Source organism: Flavobacterium sp. CS20, assembly GCF_018080005.1.
In the GTDB taxonomy this organism is placed as follows: domain Bacteria; phylum Bacteroidota; class Bacteroidia; order Flavobacteriales; family Flavobacteriaceae; genus Psychroflexus.
Genome location: NZ_CP073015.1, coordinates 2,783,103 through 2,801,525 on the forward strand (window position 1 = coordinate 2,783,103; position 18,423 = coordinate 2,801,525).

General features: G+C 34.0%; 12 protein-coding genes, 1 tRNA gene and 1 CRISPR repeat array (1 of these 14 cut by a window edge). Of the genes, 7 read left to right on the forward strand and 6 right to left on the reverse strand.

Annotated features, from left to right (window positions below; translation table 11 throughout):
* Positions 1 to 20: 20 nt before the first annotated feature.
* The 4 genes from IGB25_RS13260 to IGB25_RS13275 all read left to right on the forward strand — a co-directional run bounded on the left by IGB25_RS13260 (position 21) and on the right by IGB25_RS13275 (position 2,835).
* Positions 21 to 1,073, forward strand: coding sequence for an RHS repeat domain-containing protein (locus IGB25_RS13260; protein WP_247653528.1), 1,053 nt, complete (start codon positions 21 to 23; stop codon positions 1,071 to 1,073).
* Entirely contained in the window at positions 1,070 to 1,441 is a 372-nt protein-coding gene (locus tag IGB25_RS13265) for a hypothetical protein (RefSeq protein ID WP_211065411.1), read from the forward strand. Before IGB25_RS13260 ends, IGB25_RS13265 begins: the two co-directional genes overlap by 4 nt.
* Positions 1,442 to 2,000: 559 nt before the next feature.
* The gene (locus IGB25_RS13270; RefSeq protein ID WP_211066932.1) at positions 2,001 to 2,423 is read left to right on the forward strand and encodes an N-acetylmuramoyl-L-alanine amidase; all 423 of its coding nucleotides are present in this window, start codon (positions 2,001 to 2,003) and stop codon (positions 2,421 to 2,423) included.
* Positions 2,424 to 2,442: 19 nt separating this feature from the next.
* Positions 2,443 to 2,835: a hypothetical protein gene (locus IGB25_RS13275; RefSeq protein ID WP_211065412.1), complete on the forward strand. Its 393-nt coding sequence runs from the start codon at positions 2,443 to 2,445 to the stop codon at positions 2,833 to 2,835.
* Positions 2,836 to 3,844: 1,009 nt separating this feature from the next.
* On the opposite strand, the gene IGB25_RS13280 is transcribed toward IGB25_RS13275, so the two are convergent.
* Positions 3,845 to 3,918 (reverse strand) — tRNA-Met (locus IGB25_RS13280).
* Between the two features lie 208 nt (positions 3,919 to 4,126).
* On the opposite strand from IGB25_RS13280, the gene IGB25_RS13285 reads away from it, so the two are divergent.
* Together IGB25_RS13285 and IGB25_RS13290 are read left to right on the forward strand one after the other, a co-directional pair.
* Positions 4,127 to 4,513 (forward strand): START-like domain-containing protein, encoded by a 387-nt coding sequence (locus IGB25_RS13285; protein ID WP_211065413.1) that lies wholly within the window; start codon positions 4,127 to 4,129, stop codon positions 4,511 to 4,513.
* 12 nt (positions 4,514 to 4,525) lie between these two features.
* On the forward strand, positions 4,526 to 5,371 hold the full coding sequence (locus IGB25_RS13290; RefSeq protein ID WP_211065414.1) for an aminotransferase class IV: 846 nt from the start codon (positions 4,526 to 4,528) through the stop codon (positions 5,369 to 5,371).
* Here the strand turns inward: IGB25_RS13290 and IGB25_RS13295 are convergent.
* The 5 genes from IGB25_RS13295 to IGB25_RS13315 all read right to left on the reverse strand — a co-directional run bounded on the left by IGB25_RS13295 (position 5,368) and on the right by IGB25_RS13315 (position 9,837).
* A complete protein-coding gene (locus IGB25_RS13295; RefSeq protein ID WP_211065415.1) occupies positions 5,368 to 5,931 on the reverse strand; it encodes a YqgE/AlgH family protein in 564 nt (187 codons plus the stop codon). The two genes, IGB25_RS13290 and IGB25_RS13295, sit on opposite strands and share 4 nt — an antisense overlap.
* Before the next feature lie 84 nt (positions 5,932 to 6,015).
* Entirely contained in the window at positions 6,016 to 6,288 is a 273-nt protein-coding gene (locus tag IGB25_RS13300; protein ID WP_211065416.1) for an HU family DNA-binding protein, read from the reverse strand.
* A gap of 146 nt (positions 6,289 to 6,434) precedes the next feature.
* Complete coding sequence (gene fmt, locus IGB25_RS13305; protein ID WP_211065417.1) at positions 6,435 to 7,382, reverse strand: methionyl-tRNA formyltransferase; 948 nt, start codon at positions 7,380 to 7,382, stop codon at positions 6,435 to 6,437.
* On the reverse strand, positions 7,379 to 9,286 hold the full coding sequence (locus IGB25_RS13310) for an ATP-dependent DNA helicase RecQ (protein WP_211065418.1): 1,908 nt from the start codon (positions 9,284 to 9,286) through the stop codon (positions 7,379 to 7,381). Before IGB25_RS13310 ends, fmt begins: the two co-directional genes overlap by 4 nt.
* Entirely contained in the window at positions 9,283 to 9,837 is a 555-nt protein-coding gene (locus IGB25_RS13315; protein WP_211065419.1) for an AAA family ATPase, read from the reverse strand. The genes IGB25_RS13310 and IGB25_RS13315 overlap by 4 nt, the downstream gene beginning before the upstream one ends.
* A 96-nt stretch (positions 9,838 to 9,933) precedes the next feature.
* Here IGB25_RS13315 and IGB25_RS13320 point away from each other — a divergent pair, with 96 nt between their 5' ends.
* Positions 9,934 to 10,221 (forward strand): DUF493 family protein, encoded by a 288-nt coding sequence (locus tag IGB25_RS13320; protein WP_211065420.1) that lies wholly within the window; start codon positions 9,934 to 9,936, stop codon positions 10,219 to 10,221.
* Positions 10,222 to 10,304: 83 nt separating this feature from the next.
* Positions 10,305 to 18,423: direct repeats of the CRISPR family, unit length 37 nt; unit sequence GTTTCAATCCTTGTTTTTGGTGGAATTGGTTTTTAAG; it runs 1,888 nt beyond the window's last position.

An 18,423-nucleotide genomic window follows, 5' to 3' on the forward strand; every position in this document is an offset into this window, starting at 1 on the left:
AAAGTTTCATTGACTTCATAATGTATAAAGAGAACCAAAGCAAAGAAGACAAGAAGGTATTACAAAAAATCTTACAAAACCAGACCTTTGCAGAGCCTGAAGAAAACTCAGAAGCCTCAGCCATATTTTATTACCATGCCGACCATTTGGGGAGCAATGAAATTATTACAGACAACACTGGTGCACCTCATGAATTTCATTTAACTTTACCCTTTGGAGAGACCATGGCAGAACAACGCAAACCTGTAGCAGACTATTACAACTCCTGGAAGTTTACAGGAAAAGAGTTAGATGAAGAAACAGGCTTATATTATTTTGGAGCAAGGTATTACCAACCGAGTTGGAGTGTGTGGTTGAGTGTTGACCCATTAGCGGAGGAAATGCCGAGCTGGTCGCCGTACGCATATGGCTTTAATAATCTTATACGATTCATCGACCCAGACGGCAGAAGTCCTTGGGATGTAATCATAATCATAACAGGAGAAAAATCTAAGGAGGCATTTAAACAACTGAGTGCTTCGACTAATCTTAGACTTAAAATGGATGAAAGTGGAAAAGTTACAGCTAAAGGCAATGCAAAAACTGATGCTGACAAAGTTTTATTAGAAGCGATAAACTCCAAGACCGTAGAAGTAAATATAAATGCGACTGGTAGTAATTTTACGGATGAAGGCAATTGGTTTGTGGGTGGTGCTTTTGGAGGTAGCGAAGTAAATGGGGATGGGAAAGTAATCACCAGTCAAACGGTTAACCCTGAAATGACTGGAAAAATTGATGAGTTTTATGGTGTTCAAAATGGGGTGTCCGTTTTGCACGAAGTGATAGAATCCTATATAGGCGGAAAAGAATCGCCCGGTATTGGTTCTCCAACCTTTGATGATGTACAGAAAAAAACGCCAACAGGAGTTGGGTACTTAAACGCTCATAATAAGACTGAGGCTTTAGACCCAAGACACGTTGCTCCAAACATTATTGCTGACCCCAACGGAATCTTTATTAGCAAGTTCCCGTATGACCCAAATATTCCTAAAGAATTAAATCCAGAGATTTTGATAAACGACTTAAAAAAATGAGAATAGTTAAAATAATACTTTTAATGGCTTTTGCTACAAATACCTTGAATGCACAAAATGATACTGTTACTTTAAAAGTAATAAGTATTAAGGAATTAGACAGTAAAGTTTTTGAAATAAGAGGTGTAGATAGTTCAAAAGACACTCTAAGAATATTGTCATTAAAAGACGATATTAAAGATAGCTGTTTGTATGAGAAAATAAGACAAGGGGCAAGTTATCAATTTAATTTAAAGCCCAAACCTGCTTATATAGACAATTATGTGGTTAGAGTTGGAGAAAAGATTTATTGGGAAATAGGGAATCCTTATAGAGAGATGCCTTATTTTGCTGATAATATAAAAAGTAATTACATAAAAAAGGATTAGAAAGGGACATTTTCAAGAGTGTTTCACTTTTGGTGCTAATCGCAAAATCAATAAAATTAAAAAGCTAATATTGAAAAGCCCAAGTGTTCCGCTTGGGCTTTATTTTTTCTTCCTGTTCTGCTTCGCAGAACCAAAAAAAGGGGCAAAAAAATGTGTGGCAAAGCCACGAATAAAATTGTAATTGCTTCGCAAATTTTCCGTTTTTGGGTTTAAATCGTCCATTTTTAAGGCTTCAAAAAGGCAATTTTAAAAAAGTTATCCACAATTTGTATTTTTTCATAATGCTTTGATTTTGTTTGCGTTACCTCGTTTTCCGCTCTTTTTCTTTTTTACCCAATCCGCTTGATTTTCAGAGGTTTTGGAACGGTATTTTTCTTTTTTAGGTCTTGTTTTTTGTCCGTTTTTAATGAACAATTTTGGGGTTTTCGGGGCTTTTTCTTTGGCGGAAAATCCGCCAATAATTTTTTAATGGCTTATGCCATTATTAGACTTTTAAAAGTTAATTTTTTCGGTTTTTAACCGATGATTTTTTTGCTAAAATCGGGTTGCAGTTCCGCAAATTGCGGACAAAAATTTTCGGGGCTTTGATGGAACTGTAACACAGTTAAACAATTTTGAAAACAGAGCGAACCACGTAGGGAAACCAACAGGAGACGTCAATAATTATAATTCTATCGGTATAGAAGCAGTCGGTATGTCAGTAGATAAAGACGGAAACCCAACAACGGATTGGCGGAAGGCAACAGGTTGGGAATCTTTAACAGGTGAGCAAATCGAAAGTACAGCCCAATCAGTCAACGCCATAATGGGAGAATATGATTTAGGTATAGATGACATTTTCCCTCACGAGGATGTTTCGAGAAAAGTAGATGGAGAGGGAGGAACAGTATTAAATGCTATTAAGGCAAGAATGAAGAACTTAATGCTCTACCACCACAAACGCCTCCCATTGATTCATCACTTGAAGGAAGCCTATTTTTAGATTAAAAATTTTGAAACCTATGATAAATAAATTAATATTTTGTTTTATTGGATTGACTGTCTTTTTGTTAGGTTGCACTTATAACGCAAAATCAAGTAACAACAATGCCAATAAAAACACTGAACAGAAAAGAGAGATTTCAGTACAACAAGATAGTACCGAAATAGGTTACTTGGACTACAAACTAATCGGAACACTAAAAAAAGTAAACCAAGACCAAGAGCGTTACAAAGAATATTTTGAGAAGTGTACGGATTGGGATTTTAATGAAAAGTCGATTTTTAACCTGCTGAAAAAAATGAGAAAGGTTGAAGCTACAGAAGCGTATGCCCGTTGTTACCAATATTCTTGTTGGTATGAGGGGAAAGTAAGTAATGAGGATGCCGATTACGAAATAGCAATATACGCATGAGCATTCGTAACTCTAAGCAATGATGATGAAACGTTACACTTCATAATGGAAGAAAAATCGGATTTGTTTGTTGATTTTTGTAATTGTTGTGAAGACAATTAAAGGTTTTTTTCTTCTGAACAAAACAACAAAACCCCAAACATATCAGGGCTTAAAAATTGTAGCGAGGAGCAGTCCCGAAGTGTCGGGAGAACTGCCGTACGCCTCGGGCGTATATGAATCCGACGCTCACAAAAACAAGAAAACCCCAAACATATCAGGGCTTAAAAATTGTAGCGAGGAGCAGTCCCGAAGTGTGGGGAGAACTGCCGTACGCCTCGGGCGTATATGAATCCGACGCTCACAAAAACAAGAAAACCCCAAACATATCAGGGCTTAAAAATTGTAGCGAGGAGCAGTTCCGAAGTGTCGGGAGAACTGCCGTACGCCTCGGGCGTATATGAATCCGACGCTCACAAAAACAAGAAAACCCCAAACATATCAGGGCTTAAAAATTGTAGCGAGGAGCAGAATCGAACTGCCGTACGCCTCGGGCGTATATGAATCCGACGCTCACAAAAACAAGAAAACCCCAAACATATCAGGGCTTAAAAATTGTAGCGAGGAGCAGTTCCGAAGTGTCGGGAGAACTGCCGTACGCCTCGGGCGTATATGAATCCGACGCTCACAAAAACAAGAAAACCCCAAACATATCAGGGCTTAAAAATTGTAGCGAGGAGCAGAATCGAACTGCCGTACGCCTCGGGCGTATATGAATCCGACGCTCACAAAAACAAGAAAACCCCAAGCATATCAGGGCTTAAAAATTGTAGCGAGGAGCAGAATCGAACTGCCGTACGCCTCGGGCGTATATGAATCCGACGCTCACAAAAACAAGAAAACCCCAAGCATATCAGGGCTTAAAAATTGTAGCGAGGAGCAGAATCGAACTGCCGTACGCCTCGGGCGTATATGAATCCGACGCTCACAAAAACAAGAAAACCCCAAGCATATCAGGGCTTAAAAATTGTAGCGAGGAGCAGAATCGAACTGCCGACCTCCGGGTTATGAATCCGACGCTCTAACCAACTGAGCTACCTCGCCAGAGGAGCGAAGTTGCTTGTCCCGAGTTATTCGGGAAGCTACCTCGCCATTTTGAGTTTGCAAATATAAAATTATTATTTTTTTTAGATGATACTAAATCCGATTTTTGGAGTATAATTTTAAATTACTTTAAATCCAATTTTATAACTTTTGCTTTTACCCTTAGAAATAAATCCATATATTGCTTTTCTTTAAAAAACTGATTATTATGAATGATAAAGTAAAATTTGAATTAGAATTCCCTATACAAGCTTCTCCCAGCTTACTTTACCAATATATTTCAACACCTTCTGGACTCAGTGAATGGTTTGCTGACAATATCAACTCTCGCGGTGAAATCTTTACTTTTATTTGGGGTGAAAGCGAAGAACAAGCTAAACTACTAACCAAAAAAAGTGGTGAACGCATTAAACTTCGCTGGGTTGATGATGAAGATACACCTTACTTTTTTGAAATGCGAATTCAAGTTGATGAAATTACTAAGGATGTTTCCTTGATGATTACCGATTATGCTGAAGAAGATGAAGTCGATGAAAACAAAATGCTTTGGGAAAATATGGTTGCCGATTTAAAACAAATATTGGGGTCAAAATAAGCTTATTTTTTTATGATTAACATTAACGGCGAGCTGTTTAAACCAGAAAATGCTCAAATACCTTTTGACAACAGAGGGTTTCAATATGGCGATGCATTATTCGAAACCATTAGAGTGATCAATTCAAAAATCATCTTTTGGGAGTCCCATTATTTTAGATTGATGTCTTCTATGCGACTATTGAGAATGCAGATTCCTTTGCAATTTTCACCTGAATTTTTGGAAGAAGAGATATTAAATCTTATCAAATCAAACCATTTAGATAACCAACCTGCTAAAGTTAAAATCAATATCAGCAGAAAAACTGGTGGGCTTTATTATCCTGAAAATAGAGATATTGATTACTTTATATCTTGTGATTCTATTGAAAATCCTTTTTTTACTCTTGATGATGATTTTTATGAAATCGAATTGTTTAGAGACCATTTTATCAATTCAGGATTGTTGTCAACTTTAAAGACCAATAATAAATTAGTCAATATTTTAGGAAGCATTTACGCTAAGGAAAATGGCTATGACAATTGTTTACTGCTTAATGAAAAAAAATCAGTTGTTGAATTTACTAATGCTAACATATTTTTAGCAAAAGGCAATACTATCAAAACACCTCCAACTTCTGATGGCTGTTTGAAAGGCGTGATTAGAGAAAAATTGATTGATGTAATTGAAAAAACTGAAAAATTTGAACTCAAGGAAGAAAGCATTTCACCTTTTGAATTGCAAAAAGCTGACGAAATGTTTTTGACCAACGCAATTATAGGTATTAAACCAATATCAAAATATCGTAAAAAAGAATACGAAAATACTGTTGCTAAAGAATTGTTGGGTAAACTCAATGTCCAAGCCCGATTGGTTTAGTTATAATTTGGATTATCTGGTGCATTAGACCAAATTAAATATTCACCACCAAGAGACTTTATGGTTTTATTCCAAAAACTGGTGTCTGAACAGCTGATAAGTTCTTGATTTGTGATATCATCTTTTAATATCCAAACCTCGTTGTTGATTTCATCTTGAAGTTGATTTGAAGACCAGCCAGAATAACCAAGAAAAAACTTGATTTGATTGTTATTTACTTCACCTTGATTGATTAGCCTTACCACATCTTGTTGCTGACCACCCCAATAAATGTCTTCTGTGATTTTAATTCCACCAGAAATAAGCTCAGGAACTGAATGAATAATAAACAATTTGTCTCTTTCTACTGGACCGCCATCAAACACTTTAAAATCTTTGTGTACATCGTGAACTAAATTTTGCAAACCTTCATTTAAAGGTTTATTAATCATAAAACCAACGACGCCTTCTTCATTATAATCTGCGATGAGTATCACAGCTTTATTAAACGTTATGTCGCCTAACATGCTTGGTTTACCGATTAAAATATTGCCTTTTTGGATTTTTGTATTTGAAATCATTTATGCAAGTTAGAGATTTTTATACAAAAAAAAAGACCTTATTGTTAAAAAAAATAAGGCCTTGAGAATGTTGTGCGTTAAAATTTAGTTTACAGCTTTCTGTAAGTCAGAACCTGCTTTAAATTTTACTACATTTTTAGCAACAATTTTGATAGTTTTACCAGTTTGTGGGTTTCTGCCTTCACGAGCGACTCTTCGAGAAACTGACCAAGAACCAAAGCCTACTAAAGATACTCTGTCACCTTTTTTTAAGGCACCTTCTACGTGGTCTAAAAATGATTCTAATGCTTTTTTAGCAGCTGCTTTTGAAACTCCAGCGTCTTCAGCCATCGCATCGATTAAGTTTGTTTTGTTCATAATAATAGTTTTTAAGATTTAATTAAACAATAAACACTTCACAAATTTATATGGAATATCAATCTACGCAAGCCTTTGGTCTATAAATATAAATAATTGTTAATAAATTTAACATAATATTAACAAAAACAACCGTAAATTTTGTTTTAAGTCATTTTAGCAAGCTCATTTATGCTATATCCATTTAATAAATCTGCAGTTTTCAGTAAACGTTTTCCAGAAAGCTTGATTTCTTCAATTTTTATAAAACCATCCTTAACTGCAACAAGCATATTTTTATCTTTTATAGAAATATGACTATTATGAAAATTGTGTTTTTCTTTTTGAAAACTCACCTTTGAAATTTTGCAATTAGTTTTTTCGCTAATATTATCAAGAGTTGACCACGCCATAGGATAAGGTGAAAGTCCTCTGACTAAATTGTAAATTTCTTTTCCAGATTGATTCCAATTTATCTTAGTATTTTCTTTATTTAATTTTGGTGCTGTTTTTAAATTTTCTTTTTCAGTTTGTGGTTTTAGTTCGATTTTATTTTCAGCTATTTGTTTTAAAGTTTTTAAAACCAATTCCACTCCTTTGGGCAAGATTTTCTCATAAACATCTTTTACGTTATCAGTTTTTGAAATGGGCAGTGTTGTTGTATCAATAATTTGACCTGTGTCAATTTTGTCATCAATAAAAAAAGTGGTTAGTCCAGTTTGGGTTTCGCCATTTATAATCGCCCAGTTTATCGGTGCAAGACCTCTGTAATTGGGCAATAAAGAAGCGTGTAGGTTAAAGGTGCCAAATTCTGGAAATTGCCAAACTTGCTTAGGCAACATTCTAAAAGCCACAACAACAATAAGATTTGGGTTCAATGTTTTGAGCTGGTTTAAAAATTCATCAGATTTTAAATTTGTAGGTTGTAAAACTTCAATATTTTGCTTTTCAGCAAAGACTTTAACAGCAGATTTTTTAAGCTTTCGTCCTCGTCCAGCGGGTTTATCTGGTGCTGTAACCACAGCTGATAACTTGTGCTCACTTTGGTAAATAGCTTCTAACATTGGCACCGAAAATTCTGGCGTTCCCATAAATAAAATTCTAAGTGTTCTCATTTTTTTAAACTATAATGATTATTTGGCTCTACTTTTATTTTTTGATGTGCAAGCAATTCTTTTATCACGACTTCTAATTGATTTTGATTGCAACCTATTTGTTGTAATAGTTCAGATGAAGGTTTTGAAGATTGAGCCAATATATTTAAAACTTTGGTTTCTAAATCTAATGGATTTGATTTTTGTTTTGAAGTTGCGTCCAATTGTTTTATACAGACAGAACATATTCCGCAATTTTCAGGATTTTCTTCGTCAAAGTGTTTTAACAACTGGACTTGTCTGCAATTTGTATCGTTTTGAATATAACTGACAACTGCTTCAATTTGTCTGATTTTTTGTTTTCTATATATTTTAATATGCTTGATATGCATATTGATGCTTAGATCGTCTTCTCTAGGTTGAAGCATTTTTATGCTTAAATCTTGCTCTTGAAGTTTAAGTGTGATAATTTCTCTTGATTCAAGGGTCTTTAAATCTTTTATAATTTTATTTTGATTAACTTTAAGTGTCTTGGCTAAAAAATTTAAATTAATATTGGTCATCAAATCAAAAACGCCACCATAAGTTCTTAAAATTAAAGTCATTAAATCTGAAAGTGATTTGTTTTGCCTTAAAAAATTAAATAAATTTTGATGTGAAATTAAAATCTGCAATCTGGCATTGATCTGATAATTTTGATCAAGACTTATCACACTCAATCGATCTAAAAGTTTTAAAACCTCAAAACTTTGGTTCAAATTTAGATTGTATTTGTGGCAAAATTGATTCAAATTTATATCAAAATCATCGCCTTCGCCTTCGCCATAGGCTATTTGCAAGTAACTCATCAGATGTTTATAAAGTGTTTTAATCGACTTTATATCAGGCAAATATCTTAATTGCATAAACTTCAATTTTTCAATATCAGAATCAATAAAAACTAAAGTCGCTTGTGCCCGTTTGCCATTTCTACCTGCTCTGCCGATTTCTTGATAGTAACTTTCAAGGCTTTCGGGCAAATGCATATGAAATACCAAATCTACATCGGGTTTATCAATGCCCATACCAAAAGCGTTGGTGGCTACCACAACTTTTTTGCGATTGCTCAACCATTGTTCAAGAATATCTTTTCGTTCTTGATTGAGCAAACCACCGTGAAAAGCTGAGGCACTAATCTTATTTTGTTCTAAAAGTGTAGCCAATTCTAAAGTCAACTTTCTACTTCTCACATAAACAATCACTGAAGATTTTGCATTTTTAACCTGCTGAACCAAGGTTTGCCATTTGTTATCTGTTTTTAAAACTTGAATAGCAATATTGGGTCTTTTAAAACTGCTTTTAAAAACTTTTGGATTTTTAAGCTTGAGTTGGGTTTTAATATCGTCTTGAACCTTTTGTGTCGCCGTAGCTGTCAAAGCCATCATAGGCACTTCAGGATGAATTTCTCTCAATTTGTAAATTTCTAAAAAAGCAGGTCTAAAATCGTGACCCCATTGCGAAATACAATGTGCTTCATCTATGGCAATCAAATTGATATTCAAATATTTAAGACGTTCTAATAATAGAGGATTTTGCAGTTTTTCAGGTGAAAGATATAAAAATTTGTATTTGGCATTATTGATGTTGTCAAATATTCTATTCGTGTCATTGTAAGATAAACCGCCTTTAAGATGTATAGCTTTAATTCCTTTGAGCTTTAGGTTTTGCACTTGGTCTTGCATCAAACTAATCAAGGGCGAAATCACAACACAAACACCTTCTTTAGCGAGAGCAGGCACTTGAAAACACATAGACTTGCCACCTCCAGTTGGAAAAAACACACAGCAATCCTGTTGATTTAAACTGGCTTTAATAACTTCTTCTTGAAGTCCTCTAAAACTGCTAAACTTCCAGTATTGATATAGTATGTCTTTAGGTTTTTTCATTTTAATTTTAGATGTGACATTAAAAAATTTAGACGGTCTTCAATATCAGAATGTGGCATTTCAATTAAATCATAATCTAATGATTTATAGCTTTTTATCAAATGTGTTTCAATGTTTTTTGCCAGTTGTTCATCTTCGTATCTTTCTTCATCTGAGGTATAAATATTTTTCCAAAAGGGAAACCAAAATACTTTATCATATCGATATTTCTCATTAGCTAATTTAAATTTTTCAGGATAATGCATTTTTATCATATCGAGATAAGCTGTAATGTCAGGCAAACCTCGATCAATAAAGATTGGCGATTGATTTAAGGCTTTTGCACTTAAAAATTGATGGATTCGTCCGTTTAGAAGTTTTTCGCTAAACAGTAAAGGTTGTTCTCTAAACAAATGTTCAACGCCTTCATCACGAGCTTCTTGAGTGACTTGACGTGAAATTTCATCATAACATGTATAGCCTTTGTCTTTTAAAGCATTAATTACAGAAGTTTTACCCGTAGAAGGTGCTCCAATAAACAGCACGATGGACGTTTGAGAATCAAAAATCATATATTAAATTATTATGATTTGCAAAATAAATATATTTAACAAGACGGCTTGTTTTTAAAATAAAAAGATAAGCTTATATTTGTAAAAAAGTGAGATTTGGATTCTAAAGCTGAAGACTTTTATAATAAACTCGAACAACGATTGCAAGAAACTTCAAATTGGCCAAGTGAATATATTTTTAAATTCATCATACCAACTGATCAAGCTAAGATTGATAAAATTTCAGAAATTTTCAATTATACAGGTGCGGTTATTAAAACCAAAACATCATCTAAAGGAAATTACACCAGTATTTCTGTTCGTTTACATATGAAATCGCCAAACGCGGTAATTCAAAAATATAAAATCGTTGGCTATCAAATAGAAGGTGTTATTTCTTTATAAACTTGCGAAAATCGGATATAAAATAGTAAGAGTTCTCATTACTGTTTAGTTTAATTTTGACAAATCACCAACTAAAATCGCTAGTTTCAATCCTTGTTTTTGGTGGAATTGGTTTTTAAGTCTGCTTGGCTTTAATTCAAAAATCATTCTCATTATGTTTCAATCCTTGTTTTTGGTGGAATTGGTTTTTAAGATCTTCATCCACAAAACTAAATTCGTTGTGGTCTCCGTTTCAATCCTTGTTTTTGGTGGAATTGGTTTTTAAGACCGAGTTCAACCTTTTTAATTCCAGCCTTGCTATCGTTTCAATCCTTGTTTTTGGTGGAATTGGTTTTTAAGTGATAATTTTATGATAAGATGTATTCAGTTTTTTTGTTTCAATCCTTGTTTTTGGTGGAATTGGTTTTTAAGAAAATAGTTCTACGGCTTAAACTATAAGTAGAAGCAGTTTCAATCCTTGTTTTTGGTGGAATTGGTTTTTAAGACTTTTTGAAAACGTGCAATATAACGAGGTGAAAGGGTTTCAATCCTTGTTTTTGGTGGAATTGGTTTTTAAGACCGAGTTCAACCTTTTTAATTCCAGCCTTGCTATCGTTTCAATCCTTGTTTTTGGTGGAATTGGTTTTTAAGGCAACCCCATCTGGGATGTTTAGTTCGAATCTGTTAGTTTCAATCCTTGTTTTTGGTGGAATTGGTTTTTAAGTTAACTTTTTTGTCAACGAGTTGTGTTTGAAATTCGTTTCAATCCTTGTTTTTGGTGGAATTGGTTTTTAAGAAAAATGATGCCTGTACGAACGTTTAAAACGTATAATGTTTCAATCCTTGTTTTTGGTGGAATTGGTTTTTAAGTGAAAAGACCTTCAGGAAAAGCTTTGTATCAACGTCGTTTCAATCCTTGTTTTTGGTGGAATTGGTTTTTAAGTGATTCCTCGATTGTTGTTCTTAATCAAGGTACCGGTTTCAATCCTTGTTTTTGGTGGAATTGGTTTTTAAGTCAAAAAAAGCAAAAAACCGTTTGCGAACCGCATGTTTCAATCCTTGTTTTTGGTGGAATTGGTTTTTAAGGGAAGCAACTTAGCACTAATGACTTTACGAATGCACGTTTCAATCCTTGTTTTTGGTGGAATTGGTTTTTAAGCTTAGGGCTTTGATAGACTTTTACAGATTACCAGAGTTTCAATCCTTGTTTTTGGTGGAATTGGTTTTTAAGAGTTCCAGCAGGTTTGATGTGTGCAAAATATTGCTCGTTTCAATCCTTGTTTTTGGTGGAATTGGTTTTTAAGGCCTAACGTCATGGAAGGCGATTATGACTGGATTCTGTTTCAATCCTTGTTTTTGGTGGAATTGGTTTTTAAGAATTCACAGTTATAATCAAACTTATTTGCTTTATCTTGTTTCAATCCTTGTTTTTGGTGGAATTGGTTTTTAAGTTCTGTCCAGCGTTCAAGATTTTTAACTTCTTTTTTGTTTCAATCCTTGTTTTTGGTGGAATTGGTTTTTAAGATCAGAGGAGCAATTAGCACTGCTATTTTTTTTGCGTTTCAATCCTTGTTTTTGGTGGAATTGGTTTTTAAGCTTTACTTTGCCAGGGGAAGCTAACAATACTATTTTGTTTCAATCCTTGTTTTTGGTGGAATTGGTTTTTAAGTGAATACACAATACAGAATTATGAAAAAAACTGGATGTTTCAATCCTTGTTTTTGGTGGAATTGGTTTTTAAGTGATACTAGTGAATACAAGACTTTTGACAGAACCGGGTTTCAATCCTTGTTTTTGGTGGAATTGGTTTTTAAGAAGTTGGTCAGCAAATACAGTTACAGCACCTATTGGGTTTCAATCCTTGTTTTTGGTGGAATTGGTTTTTAAGTTCTATCCCCATTAATTACAATCCTTCCTTGTCTTGGTTTCAATCCTTGTTTTTGGTGGAATTGGTTTTTAAGGCTCTCTGAACCAACTATAAGGAGAGGCAAAACTTTGTTTCAATCCTTGTTTTTGGTGGAATTGGTTTTTAAGACACATTGTTGATGAATTCAGTGCTTTCTACATTGTTTCAATCCTTGTTTTTGGTGGAATTGGTTTTTAAGTGACCAGGAGAGGTGGCAAGCTACTACATCTGGAAAGTTTCAATCCTTGTTTTTGGTGGAATTGGTTTTTAAGCCTGAGTTGCTTCGCGCTGACTCGTTAACGTTACCGTTTCAATCCTTGTTTTTGGTGGAATTGGTTTTTAAGCCTGAATTTGAATATTGGGTGTTTAGCACTATTGAGTTTCAATCCTTGTTTTTGGTGGAATTGGTTTTTAAGTTTTAGCAGCCTTACGCAGAATAGAAGGTAAGCAACTGTTTCAATCCTTGTTTTTGGTGGAATTGGTTTTTAAGTCTGCTTGGCTTTAATTCAAAAAGCATTCTCATGATGTTTCAATCCTTGTTTTTGGTGGAATTGGTTTTTAAGATTGTTAACACCGATGTGATTTTTAATAAGTTTGAAAGTTTCAATCCTTGTTTTTGGTGGAATTGGTTTTTAAGAGATGATGAAAAAGATAAAACAAGGTTACACGGAATGTTTCAATCCTTGTTTTTGGTGGAATTGGTTTTTAAGAAGCTGTAATAGTCTTACCACTCCTAACTTCTCCAGCGTTTCAATCCTTGTTTTTGGTGGAATTGGTTTTTAAGCCAGTGGCATTTGACTACAAAGAATTGAAACCAGCCAGTTTCAATCCTTGTTTTTGGTGGAATTGGTTTTTAAGCCGATGCAATTATATTTGCAGGGAATGGTAATCTGTTTCAATCCTTGTTTTTGGTGGAATTGGTTTTTAAGGTTTTCATCCACCAAACTTAAATCCTTGTCTGATACGTTTCAATCCTTGTTTTTGGTGGAATTGGTTTTTAAGTATAAAGCCAATTTTATCAAAGAGAAGTTTCAAGGGTTTCAATCCTTGTTTTTGGTGGAATTGGTTTTTAAGACTGGTAAGTACTTTGTTTCAATATTGGTTGACACGTTTCAATCCTTGTTTTTGGTGGAATTGGTTTTTAAGCCATTATGTATTATTACAAAGCTGAATTAGAATTATGTTTCAATCCTTGTTTTTGGTGGAATTGGTTTTTAAGCTACTACAGGCTTTTGCTTAACTTTACTAAATTGTAGTTTCAATCCTTGTTTTTGGTGGAATTGGTTTTTAAGGTGTTGACATTGACACAGCGTTAACAACTATAACGCGTTTCAATCCTTGTTTTTGGTGGAATTGGTTTTTAAGCAGACCTGGTGCTACTTCAATTGCAGGGCGACCTGCGTTTCAATCCTTGTTTTTGGTGGAATTGGTTTTTAAGAGTTCCATATACAGGTCGTCAACTTTTTGTATCGATGTTTCAATCCTTGTTTTTGGTGGAATTGGTTTTTAAGTAATGGCAATTTTAGGGAACGATAGAATATTACTCAGTTTCAATCCTTGTTTTTGGTGGAATTGGTTTTTAAGACGTTAATTGATTTACCCCATTCATCATATTGTAGTTTCAATCCTTGTTTTTGGTGGAATTGGTTTTTAAGTTTAAAACAAGTGAAGTCACAATATCACGTCAAAGTTTCAATCCTTGTTTTTGGTGGAATTGGTTTTTAAGAGCAAATACAAGCGTATTACAATTAGGCGAAGCCTTGTTTCAATCCTTGTTTTTGGTGGAATTGGTTTTTAAGTATATTCTTGTCGCCGTTCAGTATCGGCACGATTAAGTTTCAATCCTTGTTTTTGGTGGAATTGGTTTTTAAGGGAAACATTAGAGTGGTTTTTATAGGAAATTCTATTCGTTTCAATCCTTGTTTTTGGTGGAATTGGTTTTTAAGTTGATGATGATGACATTCCTGAAATATATTTTGAATGTTTCAATCCTTGTTTTTGGTGGAATTGGTTTTTAAGATTGCAAGAAGAACGTAAAGCTAATTTAGAGGAGCGTTTCAATCCTTGTTTTTGGTGGAATTGGTTTTTAAGTATTCTGAAAAATCCATAATTAATATTTTTTATCGTGTTTCAATCCTTGTTTTTGGTGGAATTGGTTTTTAAGAATAATGTTGGGAATATACAACAATACAAAGATGATGTTTCAATCCTTGTTTTTGGTGGAATTGGTTTTTAAGCTGGTGGCTTTTTTGTCTTATAGCTAAATGGAGTGTGTTTCAATCCTTGTTTTTGGTGGAATTGGTTTTTAAGTTAAATAGTAGTGTTTTATCAACTTCGCAATTTATAGTTTCAATCCTTGTTTTTGGTGGAATTGGTTTTTAAGAAATTTTGGTATGGCTCCAAACAATTTACTAAACAGGTTTCAATCCTTGTTTTTGGTGGAATTGGTTTTTAAGACAAGATATTAACGAAGCTATTCAACTTGAAGTTTGTTTCAATCCTTGTTTTTGGTGGAATTGGTTTTTAAGCCTGTAATTTTTTGATAAGTTCTTCTACTTTCATAAGTTTCAATCCTTGTTTTTGGTGGAATTGGTTTTTAAGCACCTACTGGTTGACCGTTAATTAAATTTATAATGTGTTTCAATCCTTGTTTTTGGTGGAATTGGTTTTTAAGATCACTTCCGTAAGTGCAATCTTTGAGCTTTGGCGGTTTCAATCCTTGTTTTTGGTGGAATTGGTTTTTAAGTCTCTACTTTCCTTTTCTTTAACAAGCCCTTTTTCGTTTCAATCCTTGTTTTTGGTGGAATTGGTTTTTAAGGGTTTACCGTGGCGTTATTTTGGTTTCCTGTTTTGAGTTTCAATCCTTGTTTTTGGTGGAATTGGTTTTTAAGAGCTTATCACCGTTTTGGTCAAAAAATTCTTCTTCGTTTCAATCCTTGTTTTTGGTGGAATTGGTTTTTAAGCAAACTTAACCTCTTGTGTCATTAAGTCCGACTGAGTTTCAATCCTTGTTTTTGGTGGAATTGGTTTTTAAGTTCGCTCGATTGGTCGCTTGCTGTTATTGAAGTGTTGTTTCAATCCTTGTTTTTGGTGGAATTGGTTTTTAAGACCTTAAACCTTGTAACGCATTCTAACCAAACAGTTTGTTTCAATCCTTGTTTTTGGTGGAATTGGTTTTTAAGTAAAAGAGGGGTTCGATTCCACCTCTGCGCTCAATGTTTCAATCCTTGTTTTTGGTGGAATTGGTTTTTAAGTTGTTGCTATTGTCGCAGGTCTTATTTCTACTGGCTGTTTCAATCCTTGTTTTTGGTGGAATTGGTTTTTAAGTATATGAACCAGGTTCAGGGTTATAGACTTCAACACGTTTCAATCCTTGTTTTTGGTGGAATTGGTTTTTAAGTTAAGGTCCCGCAAAATATTATCATACCGTTTGCATTAGTTTCAATCCTTGTTTTTGGTGGAATTGGTTTTTAAGAGTGTCTTGCAACGGCTCACCTTTAATTAGGGTCTTGTTTCAATCCTTGTTTTTGGTGGAATTGGTTTTTAAGCGAATGTCATAATGCGTGAAAGTAGAGTAATCGCTGTTTCAATCCTTGTTTTTGGTGGAATTGGTTTTTAAGAGGGTGCTTGATTGATGCCCTTGGCAACTATTAATTGTTTCAATCCTTGTTTTTGGTGGAATTGGTTTTTAAGAAAAAAATGTTACCAACCACATTAATTGCCGGATTGAGTTTCAATCCTTGTTTTTGGTGGAATTGGTTTTTAAGATTGCCAAAGGCTTTCAAAAGAAACTATTGGGCTATGTTTCAATCCTTGTTTTTGGTGGAATTGGTTTTTAAGAGGTCATTAGTCGGCGCATAGATTCTGTAAGCATTGTTTCAATCCTTGTTTTTGGTGGAATTGGTTTTTAAGCTAAAACCTTATATATATTCAAAAATGGTAATTTAAGTTTCAATCCTTGTTTTTGGTGGAATTGGTTTTTAAGCTAGCCTACAAGACCATGCATTGAATATTATTAATGTTTCAATCCTTGTTTTTGGTGGAATTGGTTTTTAAGTAGTAGTGGTAACAATTGGTGTAACTGAAAAGTCAGGTTTCAATCCTTGTTTTTGGTGGAATTGGTTTTTAAGTCCTTTGTTATTCCTTTATGATCCTGCCAGTTCGGGGTTTCAATCCTTGTTTTTGGTGGAATTGGTTTTTAAGCAAAACTTAATAACGCTTTTTTAACGCCCTCAATAGTGTTTCAATCCTTGTTTTTGGTGGAATTGGTTTTTAAGCTTTATCAGTGTTTATCGTCTCTAAATTTAAGTCCCCGTTTCAATCCTTGTTTTTGGTGGAATTGGTTTTTAAGTGGCTCGTGATGAAAAATTAAGCAAAGATCAGAGAAGTTTCAATCCTTGTTTTTGGTGGAATTGGTTTTTAAGAAAGCAAAGTTGACAGCTTTTGACAATTTAGGCTCGCGTTTCAATCCTTGTTTTTGGTGGAATTGGTTTTTAAGTTTTATAGCCTGTGTTGTATGTCTGGTGCGACTTGTTTCAATCCTTGTTTTTGGTGGAATTGGTTTTTAAGTAGAAACGTTTTTTATTGAGGAAAATTCCGCAGTAAGTTTCAATCCTTGTTTTTGGTGGAATTGGTTTTTAAGTGCTATAAAGAGTGATGCAGTTGGAGATAAATACTTGTTTCAATCCTTGTTTTTGGTGGAATTGGTTTTTAAGCAATATCAATGTTGCCACCAGCTAGCCACCTACTGTTTCAATCCTTGTTTTTGGTGGAATTGGTTTTTAAGATTTGAGCATATTTGGGTTGAAAAAGGCACAATAAGTTTCAATCCTTGTTTTTGGTGGAATTGGTTTTTAAGTAAAGCCTAATTCTTTCAATAGATGTCAATTCGAGGTTTCAATCCTTGTTTTTGGTGGAATTGGTTTTTAAGTTATGAACTGGATCAAATTTTGAAGAAAAATTGAGAGTTTCAATCCTTGTTTTTGGTGGAATTGGTTTTTAAGCAGTTATGTTTGGAATTGGCAACGATATATTTACAATGTTTCAATCCTTGTTTTTGGTGGAATTGGTTTTTAAGTTTAAAAAGCAATTAGCCACAATTACTGAAAGGATGTTTCAATCCTTGTTTTTGGTGGAATTGGTTTTTAAGATTTGAAAGCGGTTCAGGAGGTGAGATGAAAGTTTGTTTCAATCCTTGTTTTTGGTGGAATTGGTTTTTAAGCAATATCAATGTTGCCACCAGCTAGCCACCTACTGTTTCAATCCTTGTTTTTGGTGGAATTGGTTTTTAAGATTTGAGCATATTTGGGTTGAAAAAGGCACAATAAGTTTCAATCCTTGTTTTTGGTGGAATTGGTTTTTAAGTAAAGCCTAATTCTTTCAATAGATGTCAATTCGAGGTTTCAATCCTTGTTTTTGGTGGAATTGGTTTTTAAGTTATGAACTGGATCAAATTTTGAAGAAAAATTGAGAGTTTCAATCCTTGTTTTTGGTGGAATTGGTTTTTAAGCAGTTATGTTTGGAATTGGCAACGATATATTTACAATGTTTCAATCCTTGTTTTTGGTGGAATTGGTTTTTAAGTCAATATTAACACTATATGCACTGAATTAGGTTTTTGTTTCAATCCTTGTTTTTGGTGGAATTGGTTTTTAAGAGTCCACAAGTCCACAACGCTGAAAACCAGTAAGTTAGTTTCAATCCTTGTTTTTGGTGGAATTGGTTTTTAAGTGACATTAGTGTTGATGGGTCCGTGGTCACGATGAAGTTTCAATCCTTGTTTTTGGTGGAATTGGTTTTTAAGTTACTCTACTTTCACGCATTATGACATTCGCGGATAGTTTCAATCCTTGTTTTTGGTGGAATTGGTTTTTAAGCATCACTTCAGATATTGAGGTGTTTAACCATTTTTCGTTTCAATCCTTGTTTTTGGTGGAATTGGTTTTTAAGAAAATCTATAATGCTATAAGAAAGTTAATATATTGGAGTTTCAATCCTTGTTTTTGGTGGAATTGGTTTTTAAGATTGCAAACAGTACCAATTGGATATACAGATTGTGTTAGGTTTCAATCCTTGTTTTTGGTGGAATTGGTTTTTAAGCAGGTGCAAGCGTTAGTAATGGCGGTGGTAATGGTGGTTTCAATCCTTGTTTTTGGTGGAATTGGTTTTTAAGGCTACTTTGATTATATTATTTTTTTGGTATGAATATTGTTTCAATCCTTGTTTTTGGTGGAATTGGTTTTTAAGATAGGTCTTTGTAGGTTACACTTCCTCCATTAGCAAGTTTCAATCCTTGTTTTTGGTGGAATTGGTTTTTA

Excerpts from the sequence above, each read along its gene's own strand:
- IGB25_RS13285 (WP_211065413.1), top strand. The coding sequence starts at position 4,127 with ATGAATGATAAAGTAAAATTTGAATTAGAATTCCCTATACAAGCTTCT.
- IGB25_RS13295 (WP_211065415.1), bottom strand. The coding sequence starts at position 5,931 with ATGATTTCAAATACAAAAATCCAAAAAGGCAATATTTTAATCGGTAAA.
- IGB25_RS13315 (WP_211065419.1), bottom strand. The coding sequence starts at position 9,837 with ATGATTTTTGATTCTCAAACGTCCATCGTGCTGTTTATTGGAGCACCT.
- IGB25_RS13290 (WP_211065414.1), top strand. The coding sequence starts at position 4,526 with ATGATTAACATTAACGGCGAGCTGTTTAAACCAGAAAATGCTCAAATA.
- IGB25_RS13275 (WP_211065412.1), top strand. The coding sequence starts at position 2,443 with ATGATAAATAAATTAATATTTTGTTTTATTGGATTGACTGTCTTTTTG.
- IGB25_RS13310 (WP_211065418.1), bottom strand. The coding sequence starts at position 9,286 with ATGAAAAAACCTAAAGACATACTATATCAATACTGGAAGTTTAGCAGT.
- IGB25_RS13300 (WP_211065416.1), bottom strand. The coding sequence starts at position 6,288 with ATGAACAAAACAAACTTAATCGATGCGATGGCTGAAGACGCTGGAGTT.
- IGB25_RS13265 (WP_211065411.1), top strand. The coding sequence starts at position 1,070 with ATGAGAATAGTTAAAATAATACTTTTAATGGCTTTTGCTACAAATACC.
- IGB25_RS13260 (WP_247653528.1), top strand. The coding sequence starts at position 21 with ATGTATAAAGAGAACCAAAGCAAAGAAGACAAGAAGGTATTACAAAAA.
- fmt (WP_211065417.1), bottom strand. The coding sequence starts at position 7,382 with ATGAGAACACTTAGAATTTTATTTATGGGAACGCCAGAATTTTCGGTG.